The sequence below is a fragment of the Mesorhizobium sp. M0060 genome (assembly GCF_040323155.1).
Classification (GTDB): domain Bacteria; phylum Pseudomonadota; class Alphaproteobacteria; order Rhizobiales; family Rhizobiaceae; genus Mesorhizobium.
Genome location: NZ_JAMYUP010000090.1, coordinates 1 through 18,666 on the forward strand (window position 1 = coordinate 1; position 18,666 = coordinate 18,666).

Sequence of the window (18,666 nt, forward strand, 5' to 3'; positions counted from 1 at the left end):
CGCGGATCACGGCAACGCCGCCCGCCAGCTTGGCGAGACGTTCCTGCAGCTTCTCCTTGTCGTAGTCCGAGGTGGTCTCCTCGATCTGCTGCTTGATCTGGGCAACGCGGCCCTGGATCTCGGCCTTCTTGCCGGCGCCGTCGACGATGGTGGTGTTCTCCTTGGAGATCGACACCTTCTTGGCGCGGCCGAGCATGTTGAGGCCGACATTCTCGAGCTTGATGCCGAGGTCTTCGGAAATGACCTGGCCACCGGTGAGGATGGCGATGTCTTCCAGCATGGCCTTGCGGCGATCGCCGAAGCCCGGCGCCTTGACGGCGGCGATCTTCAGGCCGCCACGCAGCTTGTTGACGACCAGCGTGGCCAGGGCCTCGCCTTCGACGTCTTCCGAGATGATGACCAGCGGCTTCGAGGTCTGCACGACAGCCTCGAGGATCGGCAGCATGGCCTGCAGGTTGGAGAGCTTCTTCTCGTGGAGAAGGATGTAAGCGTCTTCCAGATCCGCAACCATCTTCTCGGCGTTGGTGACGAAGTAGGGCGAGAGATAGCCGCGGTCGAACTGCATGCCTTCGACGACTTCGAGCTCGGTCTCGGCGGTCTTGGCTTCCTCAACCGTGATGACGCCCTCATTGCCGACCTTCTGCATCGCTTCCGCGATCATCGAGCCGACCGAAACATCGCCATTGCCGGCGATGGTGCCGACCTGGGCAACCTCTTCCGAGGTCTTGATCTTCTTGGCGTTCTTGATCAGCGTTGCGACGACGTCGGCGACGGCGAGGTCGATGCCGCGCTTGAGGTCCATCGGGTTCATGCCGGCGGCAACCGCCTTGTGGCCTTCCTGGACGATCGACTGCGCCAGAACGGTCGCGGTCGTGGTGCCGTCGCCGGCGATGTCGTTGGTCTTCGACGCCACTTCGCGGACCATCTGCGCGCCCATGTTCTCGAACTTGTCTTCAAGCTCGATTTCCTTGGCGACGGTGACGCCGTCCTTGGTAATGCGCGGCGCGCCGAAGGACTTGTCGATGACGACGTTGCGGCCCTTGGGGCCGAGTGTGACCTTCACCGCGTCGGCGAGGATGTTGACGCCGCGCAGCATGCGCTCACGAGCGTCACGGGAGAATTTTACGTCTTTGGCAGCCATTTTTAGCTCCTGGCAGGGGCTTGGATTGAGCCCGAAAATTCAGTTGAGGGTGAGGCCGGTATTCAGCCGATGATGCCCATGATGTCGGATTCCTTCATGATCAGAAGGTCTTCGCCATTGAGCTTGACTTCGGTGCCCGACCACTTGCCGAACAGGATGCGGTCGCCGGCCTTGACGTCCAGCGGGACGAGCTTGCCGGCTTCGTCACGGGCGCCGGAACCGACGGCGATGATCTCGCCTTCCTGCGGCTTTTCCTTAGCCGTATCGGGGATGATGATCCCGCCCGCGGTCTTGGATTCGGATTCAACCCGGCGTACGACCACGCGGTCATGAAGCGGGCGGAACTTCGACTTTGCCATTTTTTATTCCTCGATGAGAATGGTGAGAACAGTTCCTCCGTCCGGCGGCGCCGGACATGTAGTTAGCACTCATCTTGGGGGAGTGCTAACGTGGCGCTGAAATAGGCTGGTGGCTCACGCGAGTCAAGGCGCCCAGTGAGCATCACCAGGACAATTGCTTCAAACATATACTTGACTAAGTCAACTAAATGGCTGATCTTGCCGGCAGGAGGATGCCATGACGATTCATCATCACCCAGGCAAGGAGCGGATCGACGCGGTGCGGGCCTTCAACCGCTTCTATACCCGCCAGATCGGGTTGCTCGACGAAGGGCTGCTGAAAAGCACCTTCTCGCTGACCGAAGCGCGGGTGCTCTATGAACTGGCGCATCGCGATGGCCTGACCGCCACCGATCTTGCGCGCGATCTCGGCCTCGATGCCGGTTATCTCAGCCGGCTGCTGAAGAAGTTCGAGGGGCGTGATCTGGTCGAGCGCGCCACGATCGAGGCAGATGCGCGGCGCTCGTCGATCGCGCTGACCCAGGCCGGGCAGCAGGCCTTCGCGCCGCTGAACCAGGGCTCGCACGATCAGGTCACAGCTTTGCTCGACCGGCTTTCGGTCCCCGAACAGGACAGGCTGGTCAAGGCCATGCAGACGGTGCAGCGCCTGCTGGGCGGAAGCGCCGAGCCCAAAATTCCCTATATGCTGCGGCCTCTGCAGGTCGGCGACATCGGCTGGATCATCCATCGGCAGGGCCTGCTCTACGCGCAGGAATATGGCTGGGACGAGAGCTATGAGGCGCTGGTCGCCGAAATCCTCGGCGCATTCGTCAAATCCTTCGATCCGAAATGGGAACGCAGCTGGATCGTCGAGCGGGAAGGCGAGGTCGTCGGCTCGGTGTTCGTCGTGCACCAGTCGGACGAGGTGGCGAAGTTGCGCCTGCTCTATGTCGAGCCTTCGGCGCGCGGGCTCGGCATCGGCAAGCGGTTGGTCGAGGAATGTGTCGGCTTTTGCCGCGCCAAGGGTTACAGGACACTGACGCTGTGGACCAACGACGTGCTCACCTCAGCGCGCCGCATCTATGAGGCGGCCGGGTTCAAGCTGGCCGACGAGGAGCGCCACCATTCCTTCGGCAAGGATCTGGTCGGCCAGAACTGGAACCTGGAGCTGTAGCAGCGCCGCAGCATTTCGAGCATCGGCCTGCGCCGGCCGCGGCGGAAATCGCTTAGGTGGTTGGCCTGATGTTCTGGTTCAAGCGGAAGAAATTGGTGGGATCATATTTGTTTTTTAGTGCGGCCAACCTCGGGTAGTTTTCGCCGTAAGCTGCCAGAACCCGGTCCGTGCCTTCCTCGCCGAGATTATTGGCGTAGACGCCGCCGGTCGAGAAAGGTCTCATCGCATCCCACAGGTCGCGCGCCCATCGGATGTGCGTTTCGTCATCAGCCGGATTGTCCCAGATCGATATCGGGAAGCAATCATAAAGCGCATCCCTGTTGGCATAGGGCGTTTCGTCCATCGGTACTCGCGAGATGGCGCCGCCAACCTGCTGCAGGACCAGAAGCGATTCGCGGGGTGCAGTCATGTAAGCCGCAAGCATCGTATCGATCGCCTGGTCTGTAATTTCGCGCATGAACTGCGCCTTCCAGTAGTAGCGCCGCCCGCGCGGAAAGAGGCTGTCCCCCGCCGATTGGATTTGAAGATACTGCACAGGAGCAATCCGGCGCTCAACCGGCGTGCCATACTCTCTCAATGGCTGGACGATTTGCTCGCCCTCGTCGAGTGGGCCGATGTAACACGCCGAGATGCTGAAGAAGCGTTCGCCCGAGGGCGCCGTCACAAGTGCTGCATCCAGGCTCAGCTCATCCGGGGCGCTGCTCGAGTACGCACGGTAGAACCGCATCGCTTTACGTGCCTCGTCGTAGCGGTATAGCACCGACCCCGCGATGAGCAGCGGACCCACGGGATGAAGCGTATATTCGAAGCTCGTGACGACCCCGAAATTGCCGCCGCCACCCCGAATGCCCCAGAACAGATCCGTATTTTCGGCCGCGCTTGCCTTGAGTAACCGGCCGTCCGCCGTCACGATTTCGATGGCGACAAGATTATCGCAGCTCAGTCCATGTTTGCGGCCAAGTTTGCCGAACCCGCCGCCGAGTGTCAGTCCGGCTATGCCGGTATCCGCGTTGACACCCATGGTCGTCGCTAGACCATGGGCCTGTGTGGCTGCGTCGAACTCGCCCAGGTTCAAGCCGGCCTCTGCGCGCGCAACACGGCGGACCGGGTCGACTTCGATCCGCTTCATGCGTGACACATCGATCACCACGCCGCCGCCGCATACCGAGCTGCCGGCGACGTTATGGCCACCGCCGCGGACGGCGACAAGGAAGCCTTGCGATCGGGCAAAGTTGACGGCCGTGACGACATCGCTGGATTCCGCGCAATAGAAGACCGCCGCCGGCCTCTTATCGACCATTCCATTCCAAACTCTGCGTGCCTGGTCATAGCCAGGGTCGTCCGGAAGGATCAGATCGCCGCGAATTGCCTGCCTGAGCCGCGCGATATCTGACGCCTGCAACGTCGGCTCGGAACCGTCTATAAGCTTGAACATGCTCATCGAGGGATACCCTTCGTGATCCGGCACGGTTGGACAAGCAGCTTTCGTTCATTGTCATGTGTCTACCATGATGATCTCATGCACCGTCATTCGCTGCAAAATCGAATATCTCAGTCGCTGGATGAGCTAAATTCATCTAAACTGCCTGGATGAGAAAACTTCCGCCGCTCGGGTCGCTTCGTGCGTTCGAAGCCGCTGCCAGGCTGATGAGCTTCAGAAAGGCCGCGACGGAACTCGGAGTGACACCCACGGCCATCAGCCACCAGATTCGATTGCTGGAGGAGGTCTGTGGGCAACTGCTTTTCCGGCGGCGCCCACGGCCGCTCGTGCTCACGGGCGTGGGCGAACGGCTATTCCCGGTCGTTTGTAGCGGCTTCGACGCTTTCGCCGCGGCAATTGCATCAGCTTCGGCCGGTGTTGGCCAACGCCCGCTGCGCGTGACGAGCCCAAATGCATTTGCCAGCCGATGGCTGGTTCCGCGCCTGTCGAAGTGGCGGGAAAAGCATCCGAACATTCCATTGGAGATTATCGGGACAGACGCCGTTCTGGACCTGCGAGCCGGTGACGCCGATGTCGCGATCCGCTATGCGCGCAGGATGCCGCGGGACGTTCCCGCCCAGGAAATTTTTCGGGACGCATTTTTTCCGGTATGCAGCCCGGAGCTGTTGGCAGGAGGCGACCGACAGATCGAGCGCGCCGCCGATCTGCTGCAATACCCGCTCATCCATTTCGATTGGACGAACCGCGACCCCGAAGCGCCGACCTGGCAGCGATGGCTGGCGATCGCGCGCTCGGTCGATCCCGGCATCCCCGATGCCAACGAGGCATGGGACTTAAGCTTCCGCGAAGAGCTGCATGCGATCGACGCGGTCGCGGCAGGCCAAGGCATCGCTATCTGCAGCGACGTGGTCGTCAGTGGCGAACTCGAAGCTGGCAGGCTGGTCAAGGCACATGATCTCTCTCTCCCAGGCTACGGCTTTTATCTTGCCTGCGTAGCCAACCACCCTCGACAAGCGCATATCGAAGCCTTTTTTGCCTGGATGAGATCGATGGCCTAAGCAACGCCGATTTCCCGCCATCCTCATCACCAGGGACCTGGCGTAACAAATTGCTAACCATAAGCTCATTGCATGGCTGCCATGCACGTTTGCCGGCGTCTGGTCCAAAGCGGCTTCTTGAATCATAAGCACGCTCATTATATATGTCGCTCATGGTTTCCGACGGCATCGACAGATTGGGCTTCTTGATTCACGACGTGCAGCGCCTGATGCGCAAGCGCTTCGAGGCGCGCGCCAGCGGCTTCGGCCTTTCCTCGGCGCAATGGCGGCTTCTGGTCCGCGTCGCCAAGGAAGAGGGTGTCGCGCAAGCGCGGCTCGCCGAACTGCTCGAAATCGAGCCGATCAGCGTTTCGCGCCTTGTCGATCGCATGGAGGAGGGCGGCTGGATCGAGCGCCGTTCCGACGCAACCGACCGGCGCGTCCGCATGATCTTCCCGACCGCCAAGGCGAGCGCGGCCTATGCCCACGTCAAGAGTCTCGCCGGCGAAGTCTATGAGGAATCGCTTGTCGGTGTTTCGCCGGAAGATCGCCGTGTCCTGGTCAGGGCGCTGGATACGATCGTGCAGAATCTAGCGGACGGCGAGACGTCGTCCTTGGAAAAAGTGAAGAATACAGAAGGCGCAGCAGCATGAACGCGGTAGCCAAGATAAACCAAGATGCGACCAAGCTGGAGATGGAAGCTCCCGCGCAGCCGGCGCCGGTAACCATTGCCCCGCAGGTGCAGCCCGCACCGGTGGCACCAAAGAAGAAGCGCCGCGCCGGCCGTTTCCTTTTGATGGTCGCGCTGCCCGCGGCGTTGATCGCCGGCGGCAGCTATGTCTGGGTGACCGGCGGCCGCTATCAGGAGACCGAGAACGCCAATCTCGAGCAGGCCAAGGTGTCGATCGCTTCGGACACGGCAGGCCGCATCGTTCGGGTCGACATTGCCGACAACCAGCTGGTCAAGCAGGGCGACGAGCTGTTCGCCATCGACCCCGAACCTTATCGGATCGCACTGGCCCAGGCCGACGCGGCGGTGGCCGGCGCGCGCCTCAATGTCGAGCAGCTGCGTGCCGCTTACAGCCAGGCTGTGTCGCAAGAGAGATCCGACGAAAGCCAGGTCCAGTACGCGCAGTCGCAATATGACCGCGCCGCCGACCTTGCCCGCAAGGGCATCAACGCCAAGTCGTCGCTGGATGAGGCCAAGAACGACCTCGACAAGGCCAAGCAGCAGCTGGCCGTGGCCCAGCAAGGGATCGTCAGTGCCAAGGCGGCACTTGGCGGCAATCCCGACATCGAGACCGACAAGCATCCGACGGTGATGGCGGCGCTCGCCGCACGCGACAAGGCGGCCTACGATCTGGTCCAGACCACGGTCAAGGCGCCTGCCGGCGGCATCATCAGCCAGGCCGCTTCGTTCAAGGTCGGCCAGTATGTCGGTTCGGGCACGCCGCTGTTCTCGCTGGTCGAGACCGGCGACACCTGGGTCGACGCCAATTTCAAGGAAACCCAGCTCACCAACATGAAGCCGGGCCAGAAGGCCGAAATCGTGGTCGACACCTATCCGGGCAAGACGTTCGAAGCCATTGTCAAGGCGATCGGCGCCGGTACCGGGGCCGAGTTCTCGCTGCTGCCCGCGCAGAACGCCACCGGCAACTGGGTCAAGGTCACGCAGCGCATTCCGGTTCGCCTGGAGTTGACCGACGCCGACGCCAAAATGGCGCTGCGCACCGGCATGAGCGCGACCGTCACGGTGGACACCGGCGTCTCCCGCGGGCTGCCGAGCATTTTCGGCCACGCCACCGCAGGCGAGGCCAAGTAAAGAGGCCAACTAGAACAGCGGCCGCATAGCGAGCTGGATGCAGGTGACAGGATTGGTCCGAGGGAAGCGCAGGAAGAGTTGAATGCGTAGACGGGCTGCGCTGCGGCCTGCTTAAACCAGACAACTCTGCGCAGGATCTTCGGTCCTCAGGTTTCCGGGCGGCAGGCGCCCGTATGTCGAGACGCTCAGTCGATGTAACCCCCACATCGATGGCCGCGTCCCACCGCGATGAGGGTCTCCACAGCGAGGGCCTCGCCGCCCGGAAACCTAATGTACACGTTTTTGTTACCTGCTGGAAGTTTTACATCATGAGCAGCCCAGAACCCTTTCGCGAATTACCGCACCGCGGCCTGATCACCGTTGCGCTCATGCTGGCGACGATTATGCAGGCGCTCGACACCACGATCGCCAACGTCGCGCTGCCGACCATGACCGGCGATCTCGGCGCCTCCCCCGACAACATCAACTGGGTGTTGACCTCCTACATCGTTGCCGCCGCGATCATGACGCCGGTGACCGGCTGGCTGGCCGACCGCTTCGGTCGCAAGGAGCTGTTCCTGACGGCGGTGGTCGGCTTCACCGTCTTCTCCATGCTGTGCGGCATCGCCTGGAGCCTGGAGACCATCGTTTTCTTCCGGCTGATGCAAGGCGTGTTCGGCGCGGCCATCGTGCCTCTGTCGCAGACCTTCCTGCTCGACATCAATCCCAAGGAACGCCACGGCCAGGCCATGGCCATCTGGGGCGCCGGCATCATGCTGGGACCGATCCTTGGCCCGACGCTGGGTGGCTGGCTGACCGAGAATTTCAACTGGCGCTGGGTGTTCTTCATCAACCTGCCGGTCGGTATCATCGCTTTCCTCGGCATGGCCGCATATCTTCCCAGTGTTGCCCGGCGGGTGCGCAGCTTCGATTTCTTCGGCTTCACCATGCTCTCGCTTGGCGTCGGCGCGCTGCAGCTGATGCTCGATCGCGGCGGCGAGGTCGACTGGTTTTCCTCGATCGAGATATGGATCGAGCTTGGTCTTTCCATCACCGGCTTCTGGGTATTCATCATTCACACCCTGACGGCGGAGCACCCCTTCATCGACCCGAAGATCTTCCTCGATCGCAATTTCGTGACCGGGCTGGCGTTCATCTTTGTCATGGGCGTGCTCATTTTGGCGAGCATGGCGCTGCTGCCACCAATGCTGTCGACCATCTTCGGCTATCCGACCCTCACCATCGGCATCGTCTTAGGGCCACGCGGTGTCGGCACGATGATTGCGATGCTGTTCGTCGGGCGGATCATGCACAGGATCGATGCCAGAATCCTCGTCGTCATCGGCTTCCTGCTGACCGCGCAATCGCTCTACACCATGTCCAGCTTTTCGCCGCAGATGGACAACTGGCTTATCCTCAGCTCCGGCGTCATCCAGGGCCTTGGAATGGGAATGGTGTTCGTGCCGCTGTCCACCGTGGCCTTCGCCACGCTCGACGCACGCTTCCGCACCGATGCCACGGCGTTATTCAGCCTGGTGCGCAATCTTGGGTCGTCGATCGGCGTATCGGTGGTGACGGTTTTGCTGGTACGCAACACGCAGATCAATCACGCTGAACTCTCGGCCTATATCAATCCGTTCAATCCCAACCTCTGGGGGGCGTCGCCGGCAGCGGCGGGCGGCGACCCGACGGCGCTTTCCCTGATGGATGGCATGGTCAATATCCAAGCGATGATGATTTCTTACGTCAATGACTTCAAGCTGCTGATGATGATGACGCTGCTCGCCGTCCCGTTCGTTTTCCTGCTGCGCAAACCAAAGGCCGGTCCTGCCGCCGGTGGGGCGCCCGCGGCGCATATGGACTAGGCTGCGAATGTGCGGCGGCCTGAATGACGATCGAGAGGTACGCTGCGCCGCTTCCGGCAGGCGAAATCTGCTCTAAGCCTCAGCTGTCCATGCCGTTCGCGCCGGCGTCGAACCGGTTCATCTACCATTAGTATATCCAGACCAATATGCAGTCGCTTTTGGGTTGAAGGCGAGCCCTCTCTGCTTGCCTCAAACATCAGCAGGGAGGAACTGTGTTTGGCCACGAAATCATCCAGGCAACCCGCCGAAGCACCCGAATCCGCCAATCTAACGACGCTGGCAAAACTGGCGACTGCCTCGTACGAAGCCCTCGAACGCGAGCTGCGCGCCACGATTGCAGCACTCGAGGACCAGGCACTGCGGTTCCAGACCGCGATCGAGAACATCTCGCAGGGCATCTGCTTTTTTGACGCCGATGAACGGCTGATCCTGTGCAACCGACGCTATGCGGAAATTTATCGGCTTGCGCCGGAGCAATTGCAGCCGGGCCTGGCGCTGCGCGAAATTGTCGAGCGTCGCGTTGCTGTCGGGACGTCGCCGACGAACGCAGACGCCTATCTGGCCTTGGCGCGGGCAGTCAATTCAGGCGCGGCTTCGGGAAACTGGTCAGCCGAGCTCGCCGATGGCCGGACAATTCAGGTCTGCCACCAGCCAATGCCTGACGGGGGCTGGGTGGCCACGCATGAGGACATCAGCGAACTCAGCGCCAATCGCCTGATCATCGACGAGCGCATCTCGTTGCAGACGCTGATCGACCTGGTACCTGACTACATGTGGGTGAAGGACACCGAAAGCCGCTTCGTCGTCGCCAACCGGGCCATTGCGTCCGACAGCGGTCAGGACAGGACGAGCGACATGATCGGTCTGACCGATTTCGACCTTCATGCTCCGGATCTTGCGCAGAAATTTCGTCTCATTGAGCAGAAACTGATGCGCGACGGACAACCGATGATCGACGAGGAGGAGTTCGTCATCGATGCGTCAGGCACCGGCAAATGGTTCCTGTCGACGAAGCTGCCGTTGCGCAACGTTCAAAACAACATTTTCGGCCTCGTCGGCATTGCCCGCGACATCACTGCGCGCAAGCAGGCCGAAATCCTTCGCGACGGGCAGGCGCATATCCTGGAGATGATCGCAAAGAGCGCCCCACTTGAAGACGTGCTCGAGCGGCTCATGCATCTGGTCGAGTCCCAGCTGGCGGGGATATCCGGTTCGGTCTTGCTACTCGACAAGGATGGCAGCCACTTGCGCCACGCCGCCGCGCCGAGTCTGGCAAAAGACTACACCAACGCCGTCGATGGCGCCGTGGTCGGCCCCAAGGCAGGGTCTTGCGGAACCGCGGTCTATCGGCGCGAGCCGGTCATTGTCGCCGACATCATGCAGGACCCGCTTTGGGACGACTATCGTGATCTCGCCCAGCGCCATGGTTTGCGTTCATGCTGGTCGACGCCGATCCTGTCGCATCAGGGCGCCGTGCTCGGCGTCTTTGCGATGTATTCGATGACGGTGCGCGAACCGACAGAGGCCGAGACTCGCCTCATCGACTTCACGACGCGCATCGCCGGAATTGCCATCGAACGCAAACAGGCTGAAGACCGGATCCACTTCATGGCCAACCATGACGTGCTGACCGGGCTTCCCAATCGCGCCTTGCTAGAGGATCGGCTTTCCCAGGCGGTCTTGTACGCTCAGCGATACGATCGCTGGGTGACGGTGGTGTTCATCGATCTGGACAATTTCAAATTCGTCAATGACACGCTCGGCCACAATGCCGGAGACGAGCTCCTGAAGATCGTCGCAAGTCGCATGGTCGAGTGCGTAAGGGCAACCGATACCGTCGTGCGGCTTGGCGGCGACGAATTTGTCATCGTGCTGTTCGACCAGCCGACGAATGTCGATCTCGTCTCCGAGACCTTGCAAAAAATCCGAGCGGCGATCGCAGAGCCGGTTCAGCTTGGAGGCCATCTTGTGCGGGCGACAGCCAGCATCGGCATTGCCAGCTATCCCAAGGATGGGGCGGCTCCCGATGTGCTGCTGGCAAACGCAGATGCGGCCATGTATCGCGCCAAGGAGTCCGGTCGCGACAATTTCCAATTTTACACTCCGGAGTTCAACACCAGGGCGCATGAGAAATTCGTGCTTCAGGAAGAGCTGCGAAACGCCTTGGAGCGTTCGGAATTCACTCTGCTCTACCAACCGCAAGTGGACCTTCGGTCAGGTCGGGTTTTTGCGGTCGAGGCATTGATACGCTGGAACCATCCGACCTTGGGCACGATAATGCCGATGATGTTCATCCCGACCGCCGAGGAGACAGGTCTGATTGTACCGATCGGCGACTGGGTTCTGCATGAGGCCTGCCGGCAAAACAAGGCCTGGCAAGATGCCGGCCTGCCGCCAATGACCGTTTGCGTGAATGTCTCAGCACGGCAATTCAGGGAACGGAACCTGATCGATCGCGTCATAAACGCGCTGAAGGACAGCAGCCTGGAGGCCAGATACCTGGAACTTGAGGTGACCGAAAGCCTCATCATGCAGGACATCGACCTGGCTGTCGCGACGATGAACGCACTGCAGAGCCTGGGCGTCCAGATCTCGATCGATGATTTCGGCACAGGCTATTCCAGCCTGAGTGCGCTTAAGACATTTCCAGTGGCGCGGCTGAAGATCGATAAGTCCTTCATCACGGATCTGGCCGCCGACGAGAACGACCAGGCTGTTGCCAGCGCCGTGATTTCATTGGGTCAAAATCTCAACCTGAGGGTCATCGCCGAGGGCGTTGAGACAGACGATCAGGTAGCCTTCCTGCGCAGGAACAATTGCGACGAAATGCAGGGCTATCATTTCAGCAAACCGGTTTGCGCGCAGGACATCGAGGAATTGCTCGGCGGCCGCAAAGACTGACGGGTCGGTCATCCGGCAGGCTTCCGCCGACCAAATGGCGGAAGCTTATCTACCGAGCACAAGGCACCAGTAGCGGAGCGTGCTGTCGCGGCCATCGCGCACATAGGCGAGGCCGAAGCGGGCAAAACGTGGGTCGAGCATGTTGCCGCGGTGGGGCGCCGAATGCATCCAGACGTCGAACAGCTTCTGCTGGTCGAAGCGGCCTTCGGCGATGTTTTCGGCGGCAGCGCCGGCAATGCCATTGTTTTTGACGCGCGAGGCAAAGTCCTTGCCCCAGCCGGTGGTGTGGTTCATGCGGCCGCCGCGCGCCATGTAGCCGGCCTGCTGCAGCGCCGCCCGTTCGAGCTGTGCATCGGGGACAAGCGGCCCGAGACCCGCCGAGGCACGGATGCCGGCCAGAATGCCCGTGGCCGCGGAAGAGACCCCGGTGCCTTCGCCGGTGGGCAGCACGGTGACGCAAGCAGCGAGCCCGGCCAGTGCGCCAAGGCCGGCAGCCCTGAGCAGTACGCGCCTGTTCAGGCTTGATCGGCCTTCATAATTTTCGATTTTCGCAGCGGTCATGCCCGCCTGACATAGCGGTGATCATGGCTTTTGCCGGGCGAGTGAGAATATCGCTCGCACAATCTGCGGATTGTCGTCTTAGGCCGCCTTGCCGAGATCGGATTTTGGGGGTCGACGACGCCGGGGCGGCCCGATCTTGTTCGGTATGTTCCCACCAGGCGCCAAGCGCGTCGATGAGCGGCACAAGCTTGAGACCGGGCTCCGTGAGGTCGTAGTCCACATGCAGCGGATAGCCCGAACGCGCCGTTCGCCGAACGATCCCTGCTTCCTCCAGCTTGCGCAGTTCGAGCGCCAGGATGCGGTGCGACACTGTCGGGTTGTCACGCCTCAGGTCGCTGAACCGCTTGGTGCCGTCCTTGAGATAGTAGAGCAGCAAGGTGGGCCAGCGACCGCTGAGCACACGCATGGTCTCTTCGATCGGGCAGCGTGAGACGACATCTTTCATGGCGGGAACCTGGTTACAGAATAGTGCGTAATTTACATGGGCCGCCCGGTGTTTAGGGTCAAGTTTCGCTGCGCAGCGTGATCCCTAAATCATGGAAGAGACAAAGAAAATGGAACCTATTCTCCTTTATGGCTTCCCGGCGGGAAGTTCGATGGGGCTCGTCGCTGCCTTTGAACGCGTTGGACAGCCCTATCGCCTGTGTCGTGTCGACATGCTGGCCGACATGAAGAACGATGCCTATGCCAGCATCAACGGCCGTCAGGAAACGCCGGTGTTGATCACCGACGAAGGCAGGGTGCTCACCGAGACCATGGCGATTGCCGCGTGGCTCGAAGTCCGCGATACCCAACGTCGTATCAGCTTCGAGCCTCGCTCGCCGGAAGCCGACCGGATGCACCAGCTGATGGCTTTCGTGAACACCGGTTTCACCGCTGCTTTCAGTCCGCTCTGGGCCGCACTTGAAATGGAATCGGCCGAACCGGTGCTGCTGGCGACCTTGCGTGACTTTGGCCGCAAGGTCGTTACCCAACGCCATGACCAGCTTGAGGCGATGATCCTCGACACTGACTTTCTGGTCGGCGATCGGCTGACACTGGCGGATACCACGCTGATCGGCGTGGCGCGCTGGGCGGAGTTCCACCAGGCGGTCGATGGGGCCGCCTATCCCAAGCTGGCGGCGCTGCGCTGCCGCATCGAAGCAGATCCGGCCGTGCGATATGCGCTCGCTGTCGAGGCTGGCGAAAAGCCCGCCGGCTCAGGCGCTTGCCTCGGTCACGTTCCGCTGGCCGAGGTGATCGATCGCTTCGCGACCTAATCTCGTCCTGTTCGTTCCGCCCCGGCGCCCCGGCGCCGGGCGGTGGCGACAAGCGCGCCGAGATCGGCTATCATACGGTCGTTCTTGAAGTGGCAGCTGCGGGCGGCCATCCTGGCGATGACCGCCCCGACACACGGGAGAAAGGTTATGGCCGGCTTTCATGTCATGGCGGATGCGCGTGGAACGCATGTACAGCCGACGGTGCGCCGCATCAGCACCGCGGATCTGATCGATGCGCTCCGTCTCGGCGTAGAGGATTTCTGGGCCAAGCCGTCGCATTATGTGTTCCTGTGCCTGATCTATCCGGTGGTCGGCCTGATCCTGACGGAGTGGACGTCGGGCTCGAACGCCATCCAGCTCATCTACCCCCTGATGTCCGGCTTTGCTTTGGTCGGCCCGTTCGCCGCAATTGGCCTTTACGAAATCAGCCGCCGGCGCGAGTCCGGCATGGATACGTCCTGGTGGCATGCGCTCGACGTGCGCCACTCGCCGGCGCTGCCCGCGATTGCGGTCATCGGCATCATGCTGCTGGTACTGTTCCTGCTCTGGCTGTTTACCGCGCAATCGATCTACACCAGCCTGTACGGCAATCAGCCTCCGGCCTCTATCGTTGGCTTTATTCGCGAGGTGCTGACGACCAGCAAGGGCTGGACGCTGATCCTGCTCGGCAACGCGGCTGGGTTCGTCTTCGCCGCGATCGTGCTGGCGACGACTGTCGTCGCCTTTCCGCTGCTGCTCGACCGCGACGTCGGCGCCGTCTCTGCAGTCGAGACGTCTGCGCGGGCAGTTATGACCAATCCGCTGCAGATGGCGCTGTGGGGCCTGATGGTAGCCGTGCTCCTGGTCCTCGGCTCGATCCCGCTGTTTGCCGGGCTTGCCGTCGTCATGCCCGTCCTTGGCCACGCGACTTGGCATCTCTACCGCAGGGTGGTCGAACCGGAGCGGGCCGAGCAGGTCAGGCGGCCGATGTAGGACCGATCAGCGTTGCGCGTCAGTTGCCATCTTGATGGCCAGCGCCGTCAGCACCGTGCCCATCATCCAGCGCTGGATCACCAGCCATAACGGCCGCCCGGCGAGGAAGACGGCGATGGAGCCGGCCGTCACCGCGATGATCGCGTTGACGGTCAGGCTGATCGCCACCTGGGTGGCACCGAGCACCAGAAGCTGCGACAGGACGTGGCCCTTGCCGGGGCTGATGAACTGCGGCAGCAGCGACAGATAGAGCACGGCCACCTTCGGGTTGAGCAGGTTGGTCATCAGGCCCATGGCGAACAGCTTGCGCGGCCTGTCCCTCGGCAGTTCGCGGATAAGGAAGGGCGAGCGCCCACCGGGCTTCACCGCTTGCCAGGCGAGCCACAGCAAATAGAGCGCGCCGGCAAGGCGCAGCACATCATAGGCGAAGGGCACGGCGAGCAGCAGCGCGGTGATGCCGAACGCCGCCGACAGCACATAGAATAAAAAGCCGAGCGCCACGCCACCCAGAGAGATCAGCCCGGCCTTCGGCCCTTGCGACAGCGAGCGCGAGATCAGATAGATCATGTTCGGGCCAGGCGTCAGCACCATGCCGAGGCAGACCAGCGCAAAGGCGAGATGGTTGGCGGGTTCGGGCAAGAGCGCATCTCCGGATGGCGGTGAGGACAGTCACCACAGGCCTTCATCACCCGCAAGAGCATGAGGGCAGGAGCCTTTGCGCCAGCGCCGCTGTTAGCGATTCTTCGCGCGCCCCCTCTGCTTAAGTTACCGATCCCGTCGCCTTCAGCCGACGATGCGCAGGTTCGACAATTCGTTGACGATTTCCTTGAAATTGTAGGACAGCGTCGCGCCGGTCGCATTCCAGAACAGCTTGGCCGGCTTGCTCGGGTCGGTCGGATCCTTGCGGAAGCGCGAATCCGAGGAACACGCCTTCAGCGCATCGATCGCCTTCTTGTCGCCGGTATCGGTGGTCGACAGGTCGAGCGCGACCGTCATCACGAGAATGTTCGAATTCTTTGCATTGGCGCAGAGCGTTTTCATTTGCTCGTCGAGTGTTGCCGTGTAGTTGGCACCGGAATAGGTGGTCTTGCCGATATCGGTGCTGGTATTCATGAACAGACGGGTCACGCTTCCAGATCGTTCAAGATCGGTACGGGTTTTCAAACCTCGTTAACCATGCGTCCGCCATCGGCAATGCTGCTACGCGTTCTCTGCGGCAAAGCTCCTTAAAAGGGGGACACGGCGCTGAAAAAGAAAAGCTTTTCGCCATCACGACCTCGCCGGCACTACCGAGCGACAATCTTGACGCAACGAAAGCTGGTGACAGGGTGAAACGCTTCGGTTAATCCGAACCGGTCGCGGCGGACCGTCGGCCGCGACGCTTGCAAGCATCACGATACAGGACAACGGCATGGCGGATTCGCCCGACATCATCGGTTCGCTCGCAGATCTGTCGGGAGCCTATTCAGCCATCCTGTGCGATGTCTGGGGCGTGGTGCACAATGGCGAATGGCATTTCCCTGCGGCGGCTGCCGCGCTGATCGCTGCTCGCGCGGCGAAAATACCTGTCGTGCTGATCACCAATTCGCCGCGCCGCAGCGCCGACGTGGTGACGCAGATGAACGCCATCGGTGTTCCTCCCGCCGCCTACGATCGTGTCGTCACTTCCGGCGACGTAACGCGCGACCTGATCGTCGAAGGGCCGCGAAAGATCTTCCATATCGGTGCCGATCGGGATTTCACACTCTATGACGGTCTCGACGTCGAACTCGTCGAGGAGTTCGAAGCGTCCGGTGTGGTCTGCACCGGCCTATTCGACGACGAGGTGGAGAAACCGGAAGATTATGCCGATCTTCTGCGGCGGCTGCGTGCAAGGAATCTGCCCTTCATCTGCGCCAATCCCGACATCATGGTCGAGCGCGGCGAGCGCATGATCTGGTGCGCGGGGGCATTGGCCCGCGACTACGCACAGCTTGGCGGGCGCACGCTGATCGCCGGGAAACCTTACGCACCGGTCTATGACGTCGCCATGAAAGAGATCGCCGACATTCTCGGCCGCCCGGTCGAGCGTTCGCAAGTTCTGGCCATCGGCGACGGCATGATGACCGATATCAAGGGCGCGGCCGACAATGGCTTCGACGTGCTTTACGTATCGGGCGGCATCCATGCCCGCGATTACGGTGAAGCGCTGCAGCCGGATCCGGCCAGGCTCGCGGCCTTTCTCGAAAAATACGGCTACAGGCCGGTCGCGGTCATTCCCAGACTGCAATAGGTTCAAGCCATGACGGCAATGTCCGAACGCATTTCCGCAACCGCGCCGCTGCCGGCCCATCTGCGCGGCGGCGTGGTGGCGATCGGCAATTTCGACGGCGTCCACCGCGGCCACCAGGCGGTGCTCGAACGCGCGCGCGCCGAAGCGGAGCGTCGCGGCGTACCTGCCCTGGTGCTGACCTTCGTGCCGCATCCGCGAAAAGTTTTCAGGCCGGACATGCCGCTGTTCGTGCTGACGCCGCCGCCGATGAAAGCACGGCTGTTGTCGCATCTGGGTTTTGCGGCACTGGTCGAGCAGCCGTTCACACGCGAGTTCGCCTCCTTGTCGGCGGAGGCTTTCGTCACCGGCGTGCTGGAGCGCAACCTCGGCATAAGTCACGCAGTCACCGGCTTCGATTTCCATTTCGGCAAGGACCGCCAAGGCGGCCCGGCCTATCTGATGGCGGCCGGCGAGCGCCACGGCTTCGGCGTCACGCTGGTCGATGCCTTTCGCGACGAAAGCGCCGAGGTGGTGTCATCGAGCCGCATTCGCGCGCTGCTGTGCGAAGGCAATGTGGTCGAGGCCGCCGGCCTGCTCGGCTACCGCTTCACCGTCGAGGCCGAGGTGATCGGCGGCCAGCAACTCGGCCGGACGCTCGGCTTTCCGACTGCAAACATGAGACTTTCGCCGGAAGCTACTCTGAAGGAAGGAATTTATGCTGTCCGCTTCCGCCGCGCCGACGGCTCGCTTCATGATGGCGTCGCCAGCTTCGGCCGCCGGCCGACGGTCGACGACAATGGCGCGCCGCTGCTGGAGACCTTCGTCTTCGACTTTTCCGGCGACCTCTATGGCGAGATTTGTGCCGTGTCCTTCTTCGGCTACCTGCGTTCGGAGGTGACGTTCGACGGGCTTGACGCGCTGGTCGCCCAGATGAAGCGCGACGAGGCAGAGGCGAAGGCACTGCTCGCCGGCGTCAGGCCGCTTTCCGGGCTCGACGCTGCCATAGCTTTTTAGAGCATGGTCCCGAAAAGTGGGAACCGGTTTTCGGAAAAGATCATGCTCAAACCAGAATTTATTTCTTCAGCGCCAAGCCGACGGCAATGAAGGTCCAGCCCTGGAAAATCAGGTCGACGGCCAGGAACAGGCCGAGCACCCACACGCTGTTGACCGGCCAGCCCATTGCGATGACCAGTCCCGCCAGCGCGCTGATGACGCCGGCCGCGACGACCCAGCCCCAGCCCGGCTGCGGCCGGTGGCTGTAGCCGACCCAGGCCCTGAGCACGCCTGAAGCAAGGAGCGCGACCGCCAGGAAGAAGGTCAGCACCGTCGAGGCGAGGACCGGATTGCCGAAGGCAAAGAAGCCGGCGACGGCGTAGAGAAGGCCGCTGAGCAGCCAATAGAAGAAGCGGCCCCATGTCTTCACACCGAAGGCATGGATGATCTCGACAACGCCGGCCATCAGCATCAGCCAGCCCACGACAAAGACGGAGGCGACGGTTGCGATGAACAGATTGCCGAAGGCGATGCCGCCGAAGATAAGCAGCAGCACGCCAAGCGCGACGAACCATCCCCATTTCGCCCGCGTCTGGCCAATGGCGTCTTTCATGGCATCGCCGCGCAGTGTCATTGCCGCATCTCCCTCAAGGGTTGCCTGGCATCTTCATTCTAGAAGGTAGCGCCGATCGCCTTGGCCGTCCAGCGAGCAGGCTGCGAGCGCCACACCCCCGAGCGATCCCCTTGCCAGATGTCCTCTGTGGATGGCTCCCGCGATGCAAGAGGTAATTCGACATTATGGCGCGTTGGTCGGGTGCAGTCTTCTGTGCGGCCTGTTGATGCAGCCATTCGAGACTGCTGGCCCTGATGGGGTCGGCGAACTGGGTCCCAATCTGCTTTGCAGGCTATGATGCCTCCGACATCGCATGGGT

The 18,666-nt window shown here is 61.8% G+C and carries 16 protein-coding genes and 2 pseudogenes; 10 read left to right on the plus strand and 8 right to left on the minus strand.

The window, feature by feature from the left end:
• Both groL and groES read right to left on the minus strand, forming a co-directional pair.
• A partial coding sequence (gene groL, locus NKJ94_RS34915) for a chaperonin GroEL (protein ID WP_352532032.1) occupies positions 1-1,141 on the minus strand: 1,141 nt, incomplete at its 3' end.
• A gap of 62 nt (positions 1,142-1,203) precedes the next feature.
• Entirely contained in the window at positions 1,204-1,500 is a 297-nt protein-coding gene (groES, locus tag NKJ94_RS34920) for a co-chaperone GroES (RefSeq protein ID WP_006203049.1), read from the minus strand.
• A 217-nt stretch (positions 1,501-1,717) separates the two neighbouring features.
• On the opposite strand from groES, the gene NKJ94_RS34925 reads away from it, so the two are divergent.
• Positions 1,718-2,653 carry a bifunctional helix-turn-helix transcriptional regulator/GNAT family N-acetyltransferase gene (locus NKJ94_RS34925; protein WP_352532034.1) on the plus strand — a complete coding sequence of 312 codons (936 nt, stop codon included), beginning with the start codon at positions 1,718-1,720 and terminating at the stop codon, positions 2,651-2,653.
• Positions 2,654-2,705: 52 nt separating this feature from the next.
• On the opposite strand, the gene NKJ94_RS34930 is transcribed toward NKJ94_RS34925, so the two are convergent.
• Complete coding sequence (locus NKJ94_RS34930) at positions 2,706-4,094, minus strand: FAD-binding oxidoreductase (protein WP_352532036.1); 1,389 nt, start codon at positions 4,092-4,094, stop codon at positions 2,706-2,708.
• Positions 4,095-4,243: 149 nt separating this feature from the next.
• Here NKJ94_RS34930 and NKJ94_RS34940 point away from each other — a divergent pair, with 149 nt between their 5' ends.
• From NKJ94_RS34940 to NKJ94_RS34960, 5 genes are all read left to right on the plus strand, one after another.
• Entirely contained in the window at positions 4,244-5,152 is a 909-nt protein-coding gene (locus NKJ94_RS34940; RefSeq protein WP_502896129.1) for a LysR substrate-binding domain-containing protein, read from the plus strand.
• A 152-nt stretch (positions 5,153-5,304) separates the two neighbouring features.
• Complete coding sequence (locus NKJ94_RS34945) at positions 5,305-5,784, plus strand: MarR family winged helix-turn-helix transcriptional regulator (protein WP_352532059.1); 480 nt, start codon at positions 5,305-5,307, stop codon at positions 5,782-5,784.
• The gene (locus NKJ94_RS34950) at positions 5,781-6,953 is read left to right on the plus strand and encodes an HlyD family secretion protein (protein ID WP_352532038.1); all 1,173 of its coding nucleotides are present in this window, start codon (positions 5,781-5,783) and stop codon (positions 6,951-6,953) included. The genes NKJ94_RS34945 and NKJ94_RS34950 overlap by 4 nt, the downstream gene beginning before the upstream one ends.
• A 308-nt stretch (positions 6,954-7,261) precedes the next feature.
• Positions 7,262-8,797, plus strand: coding sequence for a DHA2 family efflux MFS transporter permease subunit (locus NKJ94_RS34955; RefSeq protein WP_352532040.1), 1,536 nt, complete (start codon positions 7,262-7,264; stop codon positions 8,795-8,797).
• 216 nt (positions 8,798-9,013) lie between these two features.
• Positions 9,014-11,698 carry an EAL domain-containing protein gene (locus tag NKJ94_RS34960; RefSeq protein WP_352532042.1) on the plus strand — a complete coding sequence of 895 codons (2,685 nt, stop codon included), beginning with the start codon at positions 9,014-9,016 and terminating at the stop codon, positions 11,696-11,698.
• A gap of 45 nt (positions 11,699-11,743) precedes the next feature.
• Here the strand turns inward: NKJ94_RS34960 and NKJ94_RS34965 are convergent, their stop codons facing one another.
• Positions 11,744-12,259: a CAP domain-containing protein gene (locus NKJ94_RS34965; RefSeq protein WP_352532043.1), complete on the minus strand. Its 516-nt coding sequence runs from the start codon at positions 12,257-12,259 to the stop codon at positions 11,744-11,746.
• 124 nt (positions 12,260-12,383) lie between these two features.
• Positions 12,384-12,704 (minus strand): annotated as a pseudogene (locus NKJ94_RS34970) (winged helix-turn-helix transcriptional regulator); the annotation flags it as partial.
• Positions 12,705-12,813: 109 nt separating this feature from the next.
• Between NKJ94_RS34970 and NKJ94_RS34975 the strand changes: the two are divergent.
• Positions 12,814-13,518 (plus strand): glutathione S-transferase family protein, encoded by a 705-nt coding sequence (locus NKJ94_RS34975; RefSeq protein ID WP_352532045.1) that lies wholly within the window; start codon positions 12,814-12,816, stop codon positions 13,516-13,518.
• 147 nt (positions 13,519-13,665) lie between these two features.
• Positions 13,666-14,490 (plus strand): DUF2189 domain-containing protein, encoded by an 825-nt coding sequence (locus tag NKJ94_RS34980; protein ID WP_352532047.1) that lies wholly within the window; start codon positions 13,666-13,668, stop codon positions 14,488-14,490.
• Positions 14,491-14,496: 6 nt separating this feature from the next.
• Here NKJ94_RS34980 and NKJ94_RS34985 read toward each other — a convergent pair whose 3' ends face one another.
• A complete protein-coding gene (locus NKJ94_RS34985; protein ID WP_352532049.1) occupies positions 14,497-15,129 on the minus strand; it encodes a LysE family translocator in 633 nt (210 codons plus the stop codon).
• A 144-nt stretch (positions 15,130-15,273) separates the two neighbouring features.
• A pseudogene (locus NKJ94_RS34990) lies at positions 15,274-15,621 on the minus strand (hypothetical protein); the annotation flags it as partial.
• Between the two features lie 280 nt (positions 15,622-15,901).
• Between NKJ94_RS34990 and NKJ94_RS34995 the strand changes: the two are divergent.
• Positions 15,902-16,762, plus strand: a complete 861-nt coding sequence (locus NKJ94_RS34995) for a TIGR01459 family HAD-type hydrolase (protein WP_352532051.1) — start codon at positions 15,902-15,904, stop codon at positions 16,760-16,762.
• A 9-nt stretch (positions 16,763-16,771) separates the two neighbouring features.
• A complete protein-coding gene (locus NKJ94_RS35000; RefSeq protein ID WP_352532053.1) occupies positions 16,772-17,755 on the plus strand; it encodes a bifunctional riboflavin kinase/FAD synthetase in 984 nt (327 codons plus the stop codon).
• A gap of 58 nt (positions 17,756-17,813) precedes the next feature.
• Here NKJ94_RS35000 and NKJ94_RS35005 read toward each other — a convergent pair whose 3' ends face one another.
• On the minus strand, positions 17,814-18,368 hold the full coding sequence (locus NKJ94_RS35005; RefSeq protein ID WP_352532055.1) for an HdeD family acid-resistance protein: 555 nt from the start codon (positions 18,366-18,368) through the stop codon (positions 17,814-17,816).
• Between the last annotated feature and the right edge of the window lie 298 nt (positions 18,369-18,666).

Coding starts and splice junctions, on each gene's coding strand:
- groES (WP_006203049.1), bottom strand. CDS start 1,500: ATGGCAAAGTCGAAGTTCCGCCCGCTTCATGACCGCGTGGTCGTACGC.
- NKJ94_RS34925 (WP_352532034.1), top strand. CDS start 1,718: ATGACGATTCATCATCACCCAGGCAAGGAGCGGATCGACGCGGTGCGG.
- NKJ94_RS34930 (WP_352532036.1), bottom strand. CDS start 4,094: ATGAGCATGTTCAAGCTTATAGACGGTTCCGAGCCGACGTTGCAGGCG.
- NKJ94_RS34940 (WP_502896129.1), top strand. CDS start 4,244: ATGAGAAAACTTCCGCCGCTCGGGTCGCTTCGTGCGTTCGAAGCCGCT.
- NKJ94_RS34945 (WP_352532059.1), top strand. CDS start 5,305: ATGGTTTCCGACGGCATCGACAGATTGGGCTTCTTGATTCACGACGTG.
- NKJ94_RS34950 (WP_352532038.1), top strand. CDS start 5,781: ATGAACGCGGTAGCCAAGATAAACCAAGATGCGACCAAGCTGGAGATG.
- NKJ94_RS34955 (WP_352532040.1), top strand. CDS start 7,262: ATGAGCAGCCCAGAACCCTTTCGCGAATTACCGCACCGCGGCCTGATC.
- NKJ94_RS34965 (WP_352532043.1), bottom strand. CDS start 12,259: ATGACCGCTGCGAAAATCGAAAATTATGAAGGCCGATCAAGCCTGAAC.
- NKJ94_RS34975 (WP_352532045.1), top strand. CDS start 12,814: ATGGAACCTATTCTCCTTTATGGCTTCCCGGCGGGAAGTTCGATGGGG.
- NKJ94_RS34980 (WP_352532047.1), top strand. CDS start 13,666: ATGGCCGGCTTTCATGTCATGGCGGATGCGCGTGGAACGCATGTACAG.
- NKJ94_RS34995 (WP_352532051.1), top strand. CDS start 15,902: ATGGCGGATTCGCCCGACATCATCGGTTCGCTCGCAGATCTGTCGGGA.
- NKJ94_RS35000 (WP_352532053.1), top strand. CDS start 16,772: ATGACGGCAATGTCCGAACGCATTTCCGCAACCGCGCCGCTGCCGGCC.
- NKJ94_RS35005 (WP_352532055.1), bottom strand. CDS start 18,368: ATGACACTGCGCGGCGATGCCATGAAAGACGCCATTGGCCAGACGCGG.